12 protein-coding genes are annotated in these 15,150 nt (G+C 66.8%); 9 read left to right on the forward strand and 3 right to left on the reverse strand.

From position 1 onward, the window contains the following. Positions 1-67 precede the first annotated feature (67 nt). Positions 68-2,443, reverse strand: coding sequence for a TonB-dependent receptor plug domain-containing protein (locus ACGHX3_RS05325; protein WP_394696650.1), 2,376 nt, complete (start codon positions 2,441-2,443; stop codon positions 68-70). Between the two features lie 277 nt (positions 2,444-2,720). Here ACGHX3_RS05325 and ACGHX3_RS05330 point away from each other — a divergent pair, with 277 nt between their 5' ends. From ACGHX3_RS05330 to ACGHX3_RS05340, 3 genes are all read left to right on the forward strand, one after another. After that, positions 2,721-3,776, forward strand: a complete 1,056-nt coding sequence (locus tag ACGHX3_RS05330; protein WP_394697244.1) for a phytase — start codon at positions 2,721-2,723, stop codon at positions 3,774-3,776. Continuing rightward, on the forward strand, positions 3,773-5,155 hold the full coding sequence (locus tag ACGHX3_RS05335) for a metallophosphoesterase (RefSeq protein ID WP_394696651.1): 1,383 nt from the start codon (positions 3,773-3,775) through the stop codon (positions 5,153-5,155). Before ACGHX3_RS05330 ends, ACGHX3_RS05335 begins: the two co-directional genes overlap by 4 nt. A gap of 113 nt (positions 5,156-5,268) precedes the next feature. Beyond that, positions 5,269-5,868, forward strand: coding sequence for an inorganic diphosphatase (locus ACGHX3_RS05340; protein ID WP_394696652.1), 600 nt, complete (start codon positions 5,269-5,271; stop codon positions 5,866-5,868). A 117-nt stretch (positions 5,869-5,985) separates the two neighbouring features. Here ACGHX3_RS05340 and ACGHX3_RS05345 read toward each other — a convergent pair whose 3' ends face one another. Next, complete coding sequence (locus tag ACGHX3_RS05345) at positions 5,986-7,482, reverse strand: aminotransferase class III-fold pyridoxal phosphate-dependent enzyme (protein WP_394696653.1); 1,497 nt, start codon at positions 7,480-7,482, stop codon at positions 5,986-5,988. Positions 7,483-7,601: 119 nt separating this feature from the next. On the opposite strand from ACGHX3_RS05345, the gene ACGHX3_RS05350 reads away from it, so the two are divergent. The 6 genes from ACGHX3_RS05350 to secF all read left to right on the forward strand — a co-directional run bounded on the left by ACGHX3_RS05350 (position 7,602) and on the right by secF (position 14,016). Further along, positions 7,602-8,033 (forward strand): Lrp/AsnC family transcriptional regulator, encoded by a 432-nt coding sequence (locus tag ACGHX3_RS05350; protein ID WP_162339324.1) that lies wholly within the window; start codon positions 7,602-7,604, stop codon positions 8,031-8,033. 56 nt (positions 8,034-8,089) lie between these two features. Then, entirely contained in the window at positions 8,090-9,124 is a 1,035-nt protein-coding gene (queA, locus tag ACGHX3_RS05355; RefSeq protein ID WP_394696654.1) for a tRNA preQ1(34) S-adenosylmethionine ribosyltransferase-isomerase QueA, read from the forward strand. Between the two features lie 151 nt (positions 9,125-9,275). Further along, on the forward strand, positions 9,276-10,412 hold the full coding sequence (gene tgt, locus ACGHX3_RS05360; protein ID WP_394696655.1) for a tRNA guanosine(34) transglycosylase Tgt: 1,137 nt from the start codon (positions 9,276-9,278) through the stop codon (positions 10,410-10,412). 281 nt (positions 10,413-10,693) lie between these two features. Further along, on the forward strand, positions 10,694-11,032 hold the full coding sequence (yajC, locus tag ACGHX3_RS05365; protein WP_162339328.1) for a preprotein translocase subunit YajC: 339 nt from the start codon (positions 10,694-10,696) through the stop codon (positions 11,030-11,032). A 100-nt stretch (positions 11,033-11,132) separates the two neighbouring features. Beyond that, a complete protein-coding gene (secD, locus tag ACGHX3_RS05370; RefSeq protein WP_162339329.1) occupies positions 11,133-13,016 on the forward strand; it encodes a protein translocase subunit SecD in 1,884 nt (627 codons plus the stop codon). Between the two features lie 16 nt (positions 13,017-13,032). Next, positions 13,033-14,016 (forward strand): protein translocase subunit SecF, encoded by a 984-nt coding sequence (gene secF / locus ACGHX3_RS05375; RefSeq protein WP_162339330.1) that lies wholly within the window; start codon positions 13,033-13,035, stop codon positions 14,014-14,016. Positions 14,017-14,241: 225 nt separating this feature from the next. Here secF and ACGHX3_RS05380 read toward each other — a convergent pair whose 3' ends face one another. Continuing rightward, complete coding sequence (locus ACGHX3_RS05380) at positions 14,242-15,063, reverse strand: inositol monophosphatase family protein (protein WP_162339331.1); 822 nt, start codon at positions 15,061-15,063, stop codon at positions 14,242-14,244. Between the last annotated feature and the right edge of the window lie 87 nt (positions 15,064-15,150).

Raw genomic sequence — 15,150 nt, forward strand, 5'->3', positions numbered from 1 at the left:
ACGCCGCGATCGGACAAAGAGAAGCCGGCATTCGCCGGCTTCTCCATCGCGTCCGGACGGTTCCGGATCAGAACGCCCAGCGCATGACCAGCTGGTAGCTCGGACCGGCTTCTTCGGTTTCCAGCTCGTACTCGTCGTAGTCGCGGTCCATCTGGTCCTGCAGCGTGTCGAACTTGTCGAAGAACTCGTCCTTGCTGGCATCCAGCAGATTGTTGGCGCTCAGGCGCACGGACAAGCTGGTACCGAAGCGCTTCTCGACGAAGACGTCCAGTTCGCCGCCATAGCGGATGAGCACTTCCTCGGCCAGCAGGCGCGTGTAGGCGTCGCCCTGCTTGCGGTAGGTCGCACCGAAGCTCGCGCCCCAGCTCGGGATGTCGTGGATGAAGCCGACGTTGTAGACCGACTTGGCCTGGTCGTTGAAGCGGCGTTCGCCCAGGAAATCATCGACCCTGGACTTCACCCACGAGTAGTTGGCGAACACGCCGGTGTTGTCCAGGCCGATGGCCGACAGCGGCGTGGAGACGTCGAACTCGACGCCGTAGACCTTGCCGTCGCCGACATTGGCCGAGGTGTACAGGAAGCTCGAGGCCGGTTCCTGCGCCATCGCATCGGCGAGGTCGACGGCGTCGCCGTCCTCGATCAGCTCGTCCCACACGTCCTGCATCTCTTCGCTGGGCTCGCCGGTGTTGACGATCTCGATGAGGTCCTTGACGTCGCGGTAGAAGAAGTTCAGCCCGACCACGCCCTTGCGGCCGAGGCGGTGCTCGAAGCCAAGGTCCAGGCCGTTGGCGGTCTCCGGGTCCAGCTCGGGATTGCCGATGTAGTCGTTGTCGCCGAACTCGCCGTCCAGCAGCGCCGGCAGCAGCTCGTTGAAGTTCGGTCGCTTGATGGTCCTGGCCAGCGACAGGCTGATGCGGTCCGCATCGCCCAGGTTCCAGCGCAGGTTCACCGACGGCAGCAACTCGTTGTAGTCCTTGCTGACGCGGCCTTCGCTTTCCTCGTCCTCCAGGTACTCCACGTCGGACTTGGTGGTCTCGTAACGCAGGCCGGCCTCCCACGAGAAGGCGTCGCCCTTGCTGCTGAGCATGATGTACGGGTCAAGGCGCTTTTCCTCGATCACCGAAGCCACGCTGCCGTCCAGTTGGTAGTCCGCGAGGGATGCGGGAGTTTCGCCTTCCTCTTCGGCTTCCCACTCATAGCCCACCAGAAGGCCTTCGCGCTTCTTGGTGCGGTAGTCCACGCCGAACTCCAGCTCGGCGCCGCCCACCGGGCGCGCATGGCTCAGCCTGAAGCCGGTTTCGGCATCCTTGGCGGTCACGGATTCGGCGCTGTAGACGGTCTCGTCCCACTCGGCGTCGGCCGGGATGCTCCACGTGTCGTCCCAGTTCTCCGCACCGCTGACGTAGACCTGTTCGCCCTCGGTGGTGGCCTGCGAATTCTCGAAGCGCGCATGGTCCACGCTCACCTCGGTACGGCCGCCGGCCATGTCGAACCTGTATTCGGCCCCAATGCCGTAGTTCTTCTGGTCGTACGGGTCCCGGCCGGGGACGCGCAGGTTGATGGTTTCGTCGTCGTCCAGCTCTTCCTCGAACGACACTTCGGTCACGTCGCGATCGGTCTTGACGTAGAAGGCATCGAGGCTGAAGCGGCCGGTATCGCCCACGTCGGCGGTGTAGGACAGGTTGGCCGAGTAGTCGCGGCCGTCCTTCACCTCGGTCTGGTCTTCCCAGCTGACCTTCTCTTCCTGCGTGTTGTCGGTGAAGCGGTCGGAACGCTTGGTCTTGGCGCGGTAGCGGTCCTGCACGTTGATGCCGGCCAGCAGGCGGCCGCCCAGCGCCTCAGACGAGGTCACCGCGCCGAAGGTCGGGTTGATCTCGCCATCGTCCCAGCGGTTCACGCCGAGGCGGATGTAGCTGCCGGTGAATTCGTACGCGTCGCGCAGCACGATGTTGATGGCGCCGGCCATGGCGTCGCCGCTGCGGTTGGCGCTGGCACTGCGCTTGATCTCGATGTGGTCGACCATTTCTGCAGGGATGCGGTCGACGTAGAACGAGCGGTCGTCACCGGCGCCGGGCACTTTCTTGCCGTTGATCAGCACCTGCGTGTAGCCACCGCCCAGGCCGCGCAGCTGCACGCCGTCGTACTCCATGATGTCCGAGCCGACGAAGCCGACACCCGGCACGCGCTTGAGCATGTCGCCGACGGTGTTCGGCTCGAAGCGCTGGAAGTACTCCAGGTCGTAGACCAGCGTGGGTGCGATGTCGTCGGTACGGTCGCGGTAGGCGATCTCGGCCTGCACCACCACGGTGTCCAGTTGCTTGGGATCGCCGGTGGTGCCGGCGTCCGGCGCCTGGTTCTGGGCGGTGGCGGCGAGGCTGGCCGGCAGCAGGGCCGCGCAGAACAGCGCCTGCGAAAGCGAAGCGGCCGAGGCATTGCGTTTCATCGTGTGTCGTCCCCGTGACGAAAGTAAACGGCACTTTGTAATCACGTCACATGGCGACCACATGACAGCCAGGTTCCCGCGCGGTGACAGGTACTCGCGCGCAGCGCACTGACATGAAAATGTCATCGCGGCTGCGTAGAACATGGCAGTTTGTTGACGCCTTCATGTCATGGGGACCCCAGTGAAATCACGCATTGCCTTGCTTGCGATTCCTTTCCTGCTTGCCGCGTGCGGCGGCAAACCCGATGCGCCGGTTGCGGGCGCCACGGCGATCGAGATGCCGGCGCGCGAAAAAGAGCCGGACGAACATGTCGAGAAGGATCCGCTGCTGAGCGAGGCGAAGATCGCGCACGTCGTGGTGCCCGAGGCTTTCATCACCGCAGCGACGCCGGCGGAGAACGTCGACTCTCCGGCCAGCTGGCGCGCAGCCGATGGCACGCGCTGGCTGATCGCCACCGCGAAGGACACCCACCGCTTGGTCGTGTACGACGGCAGCACCGGCAAGCAGCTGCGCACGGCGTCCGGCCCGGGCCCGGAGCTTGGACAGATGCAGCGCCCCAACGGCATCGCCGTGATCGACGATCTGGTGCTGGTGGTCGAGCGCGACAACCGGCGCGTGCAGGTCTTCCAGCTGCCGGACTTCACGCCACTTCTCGTATTCGGTGCCGACGAGCTGAAACAGCCGTACGGCCTGTGGGTGCGCCCGCAGAAGGATGCGTACGAGGTCATCGTCAGCGACAACTACATGTCGCCACAGAACGAGGATGTGCCGCCCCCGCTGGCCGAACTCGGCCAGCGCTTCAAGCGCTACCTTCTGCAGCGGGCCGAGGGCGGCTGGAAGGCGGCGCTCGCGGGCACGTTCGGTGATACGGGCGAAGCCGGCGCGATCCGCATCGCGGAGTCGGTGTTCGGCGATGCCGCCAACGACCGCCTGCTGCTGGCCGAAGAGGATGTCGCGGTCGGCACGCGCCTACGCGAGTACGGCCTGGACGGTGCGTATCGTGGCCGCGACATCGGCGCGGACCTGTTCAAGGCGCAGGCCGAGGGCATGGCGCTGGCGCAGTGCGCGGGCGGTACCGGCTACTGGATCGCGACCGATCAGTTCAAGGACCGCAGCGTGTTCCATGTGTTCGACCGGCTGACGCTGGACTACAAGGGCGCGTTCGCTGGCAACCGCACCGCGAACACCGACGGCGTGTGGCTGGACCAGAGCGCCGACGCGCGCTTCCCGCAGGGCGCGTTCTATGCGGTCGACGATGACCAGGCGGTGGCCGCGTTCGACTGGCGCGACATCGCAAAGGCGCTGTCGCTGCCGGAGTGCCGCGCCGAATGAAGTACGCAGGGAATGTGGGAATGAAGTGGTTGCTGGCCGTGCTGTTGCTGGGCAGCTGCGCGACGACGCTCGCGCAGGAGGCGGCGCCGCGCCAGCCGGAGCCGAACACCCGCGTGCCGCATGGCGTGCTGCGTTATGCGCCGAGCGGATTCCCCGACCGCATCGTGGCGTCGCCGGTGCAGGATGCGGGCACCGGCTTCGCGGTGGCGTGGCGTACCGATGCGAAGGTCGATGCACCGTTGCTGGAGATCGTCGTCGCCGGCGATTCGCCGGACATGGGCGAGCCGCGCCGCATCACCGCCACCAGCGCCGCGCTGAAGACGGAGAACGGCAGCGCGCACCATCACCGTGCCGACGTCGACGGCCTCCAGCCCGACACGCTGTACGCCTGGCGTGTGCAGGGCGACCGGACGTGGAGCGCCTGGCACCACACGCGGACCGCCGCCAAGGCATCGGATCCGCTGACGCTGATCTACTTCGGCGACACCCAGAACAAGAACGTCAGCCTGACCACCCGCGTCGTGCGCGAGGCGATGCGCCATGCGCCCGACGCACGGCTGGCGCTGTACGCCGGCGATCTGGTCAGCGGCGGCGATGGCGAGGACGACAACGAGTGGGGCGAGTGGTTCGAGGCGAACGAGGTGCTGCCGACCTCGCTGGTCGTCGCGCCGGCGCCGGGCAACCACGAATACTTCGAGGAGTTCGAGGACACCCCGCAGGAGCGTCGCGTGCTGGGCGCGCACTGGCCGGTGACCTTTGCGCTGCCGGGCAATGGTCTGGCGAAGGCGAAGCGGACCACATACTGGTTCGACTACCAGGACGTGCGCGTGGTCGTCATCGACGGGACGTCCGCGCTGGACCTCGGCACCGCGAAGGCGCAGGCCGCCTGGCTGGACCAGGCGCTGGCCTCGAACCCGCATCGCTGGAGCATCGTGCTGACGCACCAGCCGTTCTTCTCGCCGCGCGAAGGGCGCGACAACGTGCCGCTGCGCAAGCACCTGCTGCCGGTGATCCGCAAGCACAAGGTCGATCTGGTGCTGCAGGGGCACGACCACGTCTATGGCCGCCTGAAGAGCCCGCCACCGGTGTTCGTGGTGTCGGTGACCGGCGCCAAGCAGTACCGGCTGTCGGATGAAGCGCGCAGGACGATGCGGCCGGTCGCCGAGGATACGCAGCTGTTCCAGGTGCTGCGCTTCGACGGTCCGCGCCTGCGTTATGAAGCGCGTACGGCGACGGGGCGCTTGTACGACGCGTTCGATCTCGTTGACGGCGGGGAGAGGGGCAAGCAACTGGTCGAGCGCGATGAAGATCGCATCGACGAACGCGCCTGCACGCGCGCCGAAACCCTGAAGGGGCGGGCCGACCGGTGCTGGGAATGACCCGTCGTTGTAGAGCCGAGCTTGCTCGGCTGCTGTTCTCACGTATCGCCGACCCTCTACAAAAGCAGCGGAGCAAGATCCGCTCTACGGTGTCCCCCTACAAGGAGTCGAGCATGAAGCACGTTGCCGCTGTCGCCTTGCTTCTTTTCTGCGCGAACGCGTCCGCCCGTGAAGCCCACATCCGCCACCCGTTTCTCGCCGAGCAGCCGAAGGCCGCGCCGGAGGAAGTGTTGCTGGCCGTGGAGATCCCCGCCGGCAGTTTCACCAAGTACGAGATCAACGACGAGGGTCTGGTCTACGTGGACCGCTTCCAGTCGATGCCGGTGGCGTATCCCGCCAACTACGGCTCGATGCCGCGCACGCTGGCCGGCGATGGTGACCCGCTCGATGCGCTCGTGCTGACGCGCGAGCCGCTGCATCCCGGCGTGCTGGTGAAGTTCCGCCCGATCGGCGTGCTGCGCATGATCGATGCGGGCGAGCACGACGAGAAGATCATCGGCGTGCCGACCGACAAGGTCGATCCGACCTACGCCACCATCCGCGACATCGCCGACCTGCCGGAGATCGAGCGCCAGCGCATCGAAGCGTTCTTCCACGTCTACAAGGACCTGCCGAAGGGCCGCAATCCGGTGCAGCTCAACGGCTACGGCGATGCGAAGGAAGCGAAGGCGCTGATCCGTGAATCGCTGGACCGTTTCGTCGCGAAGCCGTAGGGCGGGCCCAGGCCCGCCATCGCACGCTGTGAGCGAACAGGTCGGGTCGACGTTCCTCGGAGAGAAAAGAAAAAGGCGAGCAAAGGCTCGCCTTTTTCGTTGCGCCAGCGGCGTCGATCAGGCGGCCGCGGCCTGGCTGATGCGCGGACCTTCGCGCAGCGCCTTGCCGACCATGCCGACCAGCAGGTCCAGCTCTTCGCCATCCATCGCGAAGTGAGGCGTGAAGCGCAGCGAGTTGGCACCGCCGTGGATGACGTTCAGGCCCTGCTGGCGCAGCCATTCCTCGGTGGAGCCGGTGCCGTAACACTTGAACGCCGGCGACAGTTCGCACGAGAACAGCAGGCCGGTGCCCTGCACGTTGGTGATCAGGCCGCCGAGTTCGCCCTGCAACTGCTGCAGCTTCTGCACGGCTTCGACGCCGCGCTTGCGGATGTTCTCGCGCACCTGCGGGGTCAGCTGGGCCAGCGTGGCGCAGGCCACGTCCAGCGCACGCGGGTTGGTGGTCATGGTGTTGCCGTACACGCCCTTGCGGTACAGGCCGGCGGCGCGCTCGTTCACGGCCAGCACCGACAGCGGGTACTGCGCGGCGTTCAGCGCCTTGGAATAGGTTTCCATGTCCGGCGCATCCAGGCCCTCGAAGCCCGGATAGTCGACGATCGACAGCACGCCGTGCGCACGCAGGCCGGCCTGGATCGAGTCGACCAGGAACAGGCTGCCGTGGCTGCGGGTCAGCTCGCGCGCGGCGGTGTAGAACGCCGGGGGTACCGAGCGGCCCGGGTCGCCTTCGCCCATCACCGGTTCCAGGAACACGGCTTCGACGAACCAGCCCTTGGCCTCGGCATCAGCGAAGGCCTGCTTCAGCGCGTCCACGTCGTACGGCGGGATGGCGATGACCGAGTCCTCGCCGCGGTAGCTGGCCAGGTGCTGCTGGTAGGACTTGCGCGAGGAATCCGAATACAGCGCCGGGCGTTCGGTACGGCCGTGGAAGCTGCCCCTCACCACGATGCGCTTGATGATGCGGCCGGCGTGACGGCCGTCCGGATCGGTCATCAGCTTGCTGTTGATGTCGGCGATGCGCGCGGCCAGGCCGACGGACTCGGAACCCGAGTTCAGGCACAGGAACTTCGCGAACGGACAGCCGCCGCGGGTATGGCCGATCTCGTTGCGCAAGGCGCGGTCGAAGCGCAGCTGCGACAGGCTGGGCGTCATGATGTTGGCCATCACCTGCGGGCGGGCCATCGCCTCCAGCACGGCGGCCGGGGTGTGGCCGAAGCCGAGCATGCCGTAGCCGCCGGCGTCGTACAGCACGGCGCCGTTGAGCGTGACCACCCAGGGGCCGCGGGCGGCGAGGGCGATATAGGGGTTGATGGCGTCGTCGGCGTAGAAGTTGACATAGCCGGCCTGCACCGCGCGCAGCTGCTCGGCTTCGTCCATCGCCAGCAGTTCGGCGAACTCGTCCTGCAGGCGGGCGTGCTCGGCTGCGGCGGCCTCGATGGCGGCGACCAGGTCCGGGTGGCCCTTGGCCAGGCGCTCGATGGTGGCGTCGTCCAGGCCTTGGGTCAGGCGCTGGCCCTTGTGGGCGCGGAGCGGGGCGAGGTGGTCGGTCAGGGCCATGGGAATCCTCCGGCAGCAAGCGGCAAACCCGTATTATCGGGAATAATTCGTCATTTGACAGTTGTGAACTGCGCGGATTTAGGGGATATTTCGTCGATTCGCCGAATCGTGCCTGTTCAATGAAGCTCACCGACGCCGACCAGCAACTGCTCTCAATGCTCCGTGAGAACGCACGGGCCTCCACCGCCCAGATCGCGCGCCGCCTGAGCCTGTCGCGGACCACGGTGCAGAGCCGGATCGAGCGCCTGGAGCGCGAGGGCGTGATCAGCGGCTACACCGTGCGCGTGCACGACGAATACGACCGCAGCCACCTGCGCGCGCACATCATGATCGCCGTGCACCCCAAGCAGATGACCTCGGTGGTCGCGGCCCTGCGCGCGATGCCGGAGCTGCGCGTGCTGCACTCGGTCAGTGGCAGCCACGACCTGATCGCCATCGGTGCGGTGCCCAGCGTCGGGGACATGGATCTGCTGACCGACCGCATCGGTGCGCTCGAGGGCGTGGAGCGGACCACGTCGTCGATCGTGCTGTCGACCAAGTTCGAGCGCTGACGACGGGGCGGCCCGGCGGGCTCCCGTACAATGCACGCCCCCGCAAGGCCCCGACCGTGAAGAAGTCCGACTTCCATTTCGACCTGCCCGACGCATTGATCGCCCAGTCGCCGCTGCCGGAGCGTTCCGCCAGCCGGCTGCTGGTGGTGCCGCCCGGCGATGCGCAGTTCACTGATCGGCACGTGCGCGATCTGCCGGAATTCCTGCGGCCGGGCGACCTGCTGGTGTTCAACGACACGCGCGTGATCCCGGCGCGCCTGTTCGGCCAGAAGGAAAGCGGTGGGCGCGTCGAGATCCTGATCGAACGCCTGCTGCCGGAAAACGCGGCGCGCGCGCAGGTCGGCGCCAGCAAGTCGCCCAAGCCGGGCAGCCGCATCCAGCTGGATGCCGGCGGCGAAGCGGAGGTGGTCGGGCGCGATGGCGAGTTCTACCAGCTGCGCTTCCACGTGCCGGGCGCGCTCGAAAGCTGGCTGCAGAAGGCGGGTCGGTTGCCGCTGCCGCCCTACATCCAGCGTGCGCCGGGGCAGGACGACGACGAGCGCTACCAGACCGTGTTCGCGCGCGAACTCGGCGCGGTGGCGGCGCCGACTGCCGGCCTGCATTTCGACGACGCGCTGCTGTCGGCATTGCGCGACCAGGGCGTGGAGTTCGGCCACGTGACCCTGCATGTCGGCGCCGGCACCTTCCAGCCGATGCGCGTGGACAATATCCTCGAACATCACATGCACAGCGAGTGGCTCAACGTCGGTGCCGCGCTGGTCGAGCAGGTGCGCGCGACCCGCGCCCGCGGTGGTCGCGTCATCGCCGTGGGCACCACCGTCGTGCGCGCGCTGGAGTCCGCCATGCGTGACGGGGAACTTCAACCTTTCGCCGGCGAGACCCAGATCTTCATCTTCCCCGGCTACCGCATCCGCAGCGTCGATGCGATGGTCACCAATTTCCATTTACCGGAAAGCACGCTGCTGATGCTGGTCAGTGCGTTCGCCGGCAAGGACCGCATCATGGCGGCGTATGCCCACGCGGTGCGCGAGCAGTACCGGTTCTTTTCGTATGGAGACGCGATGCTGCTGTTTCCGGAGGATGCCAGGTGAATCGTGACCGTTCCGCGTCAGAAATCGGATCGTCATTCCGGCGAAAGCCGGAAACCATCTTGATTTTGGCTTCCGACCGCAACACCAACAGCCAAATGGATTCCGGCTTTCGCCGGAATGACGGGTATGGGGCGCGTGGCAGGGTGGCCGCATGAGCCGCATGTCCTTCGACCTGTTGACCACCGAAGGCGCCGCCCGTCGCGGCCGGCTGACGTTCCCGCGCGGCACCATCGAGACGCCGGCGTTCATGCCGGTGGGCACCTACGGCTCCGTGAAAGGCATCCTGCCCGAGCATGTCGAGGACCTCGGCGCCGAGATCATCCTCGGCAACACCTTCCATCTGTACCTGCGGCCCGGACTGGACGTGATCGGTGCGCACGGCGGCCTGCACGGGTTCGCCCGGTGGAACAAGCCGATCCTCACGGACTCCGGCGGTTTCCAGGTGTTCTCGCTGGCGCACCGGCGCAAGATCACCGAGCAGGGCGTGACGTTCGCCTCGCCGGTGGACGGCAGCAAGGTATTCCTCGGGCCCGAAGAGAGCATGAACATCCAGCGCGTGCTGGGCTCGGACATCGTGATGATCTTCGACGAGTGCCCGCCGGTGAACATCGATGGAAAGCCCGTGGATCCACGCGTGATCGAGCGTTCGATGGAGCTGTCGCTGCGCTGGGCCGAGCGCTCGAAGCGCGCCCATGAGGGCAACGACGCCGCGTTGTTCGGCATCATGCAGGGCGGGGTGCACCACGATCTGCGTACCCGCTCCGCGGAGGGTCTGAAGGCGATCGGTTTCGACGGTTATGCGATCGGCGGCCTGGCCGTGGGCGAGACCGAACAGGAGCGCAACACGACGCTCGAACACACCTGCCCGCAGCTGCCGGCGGACCAGCCGCGCTACCTGATGGGGGTGGGCCGGCCGGAAGACCTGGTGGAGGCGGTCGCGCGCGGCGTGGACATGTTCGATTGCGTCATGCCGACCCGCAACGCGCGCAACGGCCATTACTTCACCTCGTTCGGTACGGTGCGGATCCGCAACTCGAAGTACGAGCACGACCTGCAGCCGATCGAGCCGGGCTGCGGCTGCTACGCTTGCCGCAACGGCTTCACCCGCAGCTACCTGCGCCATCTGGACCGCTGCAACGAGATGCTGGCGCCGATGCTGGGCACCCTGCACAACCTCTGGTACTACCAGCAGGTAATGGCGCAGATGCGTGCGGCGATCGCGGAAGGGCGGTTCGCCGACTTCCGGGCCGCTTTCTACGCAGCCCGCGGGATCGACCTCGCCCTTTAGCCGGGATACCGGGCCGCACGCCGTCAGACGCTTTATGTAGGAGCGGGCCATGCCCGCGATGCGCTCCCTCGGCCGTCCGGAAGAGCATCGCGCCCATGGGGCGCTCCTACAGGCTTCGTGGCGGAGGCGAAGTCCTCTGCGGGGCAGGTCGAGACCGCAGGCCGGGAACCAACCGGCGCCGATGCGGTCTTTTCCGGTCCGGGCCGATGGGGGCGCCCGGGCGGGCCTTCCCGTCGCGTGGCATAATCCCCGGCTGCTTTTCATACCGAATGGACAAGTCCATGAATCTGCTTGATTTCCTCGTTGCCCCCGTTCTCGCCCAGGCCGCGCCGGCCCAGCAGGGCATGGGCGGCTTCGGCCTGCTGATGCCGATCGCCCTGATCGCCATCATGTACTTCCTGATGATCCGCCCGCAGATGAAGCGCGCCAAGGAGCACCGCTCCATGCTGGACAAGCTGTCCAAGGGCGACGAAGTGATCACCTCGGGCGGCATCGCCGGCACGGTCACCGACATCGGCGACAACTTCGTCACCCTGGAAGTGGCCGACAACGTGCGCGTGCGCGTGCAGAAGGCCGCCGTGGGCAACGTGCTGCCGAAGGGCACGCTGAAGTCCGCCTGATCCGTTTCTCGCGTCCCGTCGCCTGTGCGCCGGACGCATTCCGCTGTTTCCGAACCACTGCTGAGCGCATGCCCGGGAAGGGCCTGCGCGGGTCGCCACGATGCTTGAATTCCCACGCTGGAAATACGTCCTGATCCTGATCGTCGTGTTGGCGAGCGCGCTGTATGCGCTGCCCAACCTGTATCCGCAGGATCCCTCCGTGCAGATCACCGCCAACCGCGGTTTCACCGTCGACGACGCGCTGCGCGCCCGCATCGAGACCGCGCTGACGAACGCTGGCGTGAAGCCGAAGCAGATCGAGGTCGACGGCACCACCATGCTGGTGCGCCTGCCGGGCCTGGACGAACAGACCAAGGCCAACGACGCGCTGCGCCAGGCGCTGGGCGAGGACTACCTGGTGGCGCTGAACCTGGCGTCCACCGTGCCGGACTGGCTGGGCAAGCTGGGCGCGCGCCCGATGGTGCAGGGCCTGGACCTGCAGGGCGGCGTGCACTTCGTGATGCAGGTCGACCAGAAGGCCGCGCTGGACAAGCGCGTCGAGGGCTATCTGGAAGATACCCGCGTCACGCTGCGCGACAAGCGCATCCGCTACACATCGGTCGAACGCCGCCCGAACAACAGCATCATGGTCACGCTGGCCGACGATGAGGACGTGGCGGCGGCGCAGCAGGCGCTGGCGCAGACGCTCAGCTCGCGCGGCAACAACGCCGGCACGCTGGCGACCGGCTCGGGCCTGACCTACCAGGCCTCGGGCCAGCAGATCACCATCGGCCTGCCGCAGGCGGAGCTGGACCAGATCGCCAGCGAGGCGATCGAGCAGAACCTGACCACGCTGCGCAACCGTGTCAACGAGATCGGCGTGGCCGAACCCATCATCCAGCGCCAGGGCAACGACCGCGTCGTCGTGCAGCTGCCCGGTGTGCAGGACACCGCCGAGGCCAAGCGCCTGATCGGCGCGACGGCCACGCTCGAGTTCCGCGCCGTGGTGGAAGGCAGTGCCGCCGACGCCGTGGCCAGTGGTCGCATCCCGCCGGAGGCCAAGGTCTACCAGTTGCGCGACAACGGCGGCCCGGTGCTGCTCAACAAGCGCGTGCTGGCGTCCGGCGACGAGATGGTCAACGCCCGCGTGGGTACCGACAACAACGGCCTGCCGGCCGTCGACGTGACCCTCAACAACATCGCCGGGCAGCGCATGTTCGACTACACCAGCGCCAACGTCGGCAAGCTGATGTCGGTGGTCTACATCGAGCGCGTGCCCACCGTGACGATGGTGGACGGCAAGGAAGTGCGCAGCGTGCGCGTCCGTGAGGAGGCGCTGTCGCCGACCCGCATCGCCGGTGTCTTCGGCAAGAACTTCCAGACCACCGGCCTGGAGAAGACCGAGGCCGAGAACCTCGCCAAGCTGCTGCGTGCCGGTTCGCTGGCCGCCCCGATGGATTTCATCGAGGAACGCGTGGTCGGCCCCAGCCTGGGTGCCGAGAACGTCGCCCGCGGCACCAAGGCGGTGGTGTACTCCTTCATCTTCGCGCTGGCGTTCTTCCTGGTGTACTACCGCATGTTCGGCCTGATCACCTGCATCGCGTTGCTGCTCAACCTGGTGATGGTGGTCGCGGTGATGTCGCTGTTCGGCGCGACGATGACGCTGCCCGGCTTCGCCGGCCTGGCGCTGACCATCGGCATGTCGGTGGACGCCAACGTGCTGATCAACGAGCGCATACGCGAGGAACTGAGGGCGGGCGTGCCGCCGCTGGCGTCCATCGCGACCGGCTACGAGAAAGCCTCGGGCACCATTTTCGACTCCAACATGACCGCACTGCTGGCCGGCGTGGCCCTGTACGCCTTCGGTACCGGTCCGCTGAAGGGCTTCGCGATCACCATGGTGATCGGCATCGCGACCTCGGTGTTCACCGCGGTGACCGTGTCGCGTGGCCTGGCCACCCTGATCTACGGCCGCCGCCGCAAGCTGAAGTCGCTGGCCATCTGACGAGAGCATCCGACCCATGAACCTCTTTCCGCTGCATCTCGTTCCCAACGACACCCGCATCGACTTCATGCGGCTGCGCTGGATCTCGATCTCCATCGCCGTGATCATGGCCGTGGTGGCGATCGGCGCCATCGCCTTCAAGGGCTTCAACTTCGCGCTCGACTTCACCGGTGGCACGGTGGTGGAACTGCGTTTCCAGCAGCCACCCGATGTCGATGGCGTGCGCTCGCGCCTGGAGGCTGCCGGCTACGGTAGTGCCCAGGTGCAGACCTTCGGCACCGGCAGCGACCTGCTGGTCCGACTGCAGCCGAGGGAAGAAGGCGCGCAGGCCGAAGGCGACGCCGGGCTGGACGCCACCAACCGCACCGCACAGGACGTCGTCCGCCTGGCCTCGGTGGAAGGCAACCAGGCCACCGTGATGCGCAACGAGTTCGTCGGCCCGCAGGTCGGCAAGGAACTGGCGCTCAACGGCCTGTACACGCTGGTGTTCGTGGTGGTGGGCTTCCTGATCTACATCGCCGCGCGCTTCGAATGGAAGTTCGCGGTGGCCGCGATCGTCACCACCCTGCACGACGTGCTGATCTGCGCCGGCTTCTTCGCGCTGACGGGCCGCGAGTTCGACCTGACCATCCTGGCCGGCCTGCTGTCGGTGATGGGCTTCTCGATCAACGACACCATCGTGGTCTTCGATCGCGTACGCGAGAACTTCCGCAGCCTGCGCGTCGAGCCGGTGGAAGTGCTGAACCGCTCGGTCAACCAGACGCTGTCGCGCACCATCATCACCTCCTTCGTTGCGTTCCTGACCGTGCTGGCGCTGTACCTGTACGGCGGCGGCTCGCTGGAAGGCATGGCCATTTCGCAGATGATCGGCATCGTGATCGGCACGATCTCGTCGATCTTCGTCGCCTGTCCGCTGCTGACCCTGGGCTTCCTGAAGGTCACCAAGCAGGATCTGATGCCGAAGGCGAAGGACGATGCCGCACTGGCGCGTCGTCCGTAATCTCCGGTAGCCGGGGAACGAAAAAAGGCCACGCAATGCGTGGCCTTTTTCTTTAGGAGTTGGTCTTCTGTAGGAGCGACGTAAGTCGCGACCGCACGGCCAGATCGACAGGATCAAATTGACTGGCGACGGTCGATCAGGCCAGACCAGCACTCGGGCGACCTTCTCCCGGGTATTCCGGTTTCCGGTCGCGACTTACGTCGCTCCTACAGGTGAACGCGGCGATCAGCCGTTGAACGAAGCCGCATAACCCGACGAGACGATGGTCTTCTGCAGCGCCTCGGCGACCTTGAGGTTGCCGGCGACGATCTGGCGGGGCAGGGCAGTGCGGCCGTCGATCTTGCCGAGCGCGGCGCCGCGGAAGTCGCACACCTTGCCGCCCGCCTCGCGCACCAGCAGCACGCCGGCGGCGATGTCCCAGTCCTTCACGCCGGCCTCGAAATAGGCATCGGCGCGGCCGCAGGCCACGTAGGCCAGGTCCAGCGCGGCCGAGCCGGTGCGGCGGATGTCCTCGGCGTGCACCAGCAGCTCCCGTACGCATTCCAGCTGCGCGCCGGCGCGGGCGCGCTCGCGCGGCGGGAAGCCGGTGGTGATGACGGTGCCGGCCAGCTCCTTGCGGTCGGCCACGCGGATGCGGCGCTCGTTGAGCTGGGCGCCCGCGCCGCGGCTGGCAGTGAACAGATCGTTGCGCAGGGGGTCGAAGATCACCGCGTCGGTCGGCTCGCCGTTGTCCACCAGCGCGATGGACACACAGTAGTGGGGGAACCCGCGCAGGTAATTGCTGGTGCCGTCCAGCGGGTCGATCACGAAGGTGTAGCGGCCGTTGATCTGGGCGCCGCTCTCCTCGCCGACGAACCCGTAGTCCGGGTAGGCGCGGCGCAGTTCCTTGATGATGACCTTCTCGGCATCCGCGTCGACTTCGCTTGCGTAGTCCATCCGCTCCTTCTGCACCACGTTCAGCGCATCCAGCTTGTTGATGCTCCGCAACAGCACGTTGCCTGCGAGGCGGGCGGCCTTGGTCATGACGGTGACGACGGGCTTTTGCATGCGAACGGACCTCGGACAGGCGTGGGGCGGGCGAACAAGTGGAAAAGAGCAGCACGGCGCGGAGACCGGCCCGCGCAGTTTACCATT

It is taken from the genome of Pseudoxanthomonas japonensis (genome assembly GCF_043632995.1).
Taxonomy (GTDB): domain Bacteria; phylum Pseudomonadota; class Gammaproteobacteria; order Xanthomonadales; family Xanthomonadaceae; genus Pseudoxanthomonas_A; species Pseudoxanthomonas_A japonensis.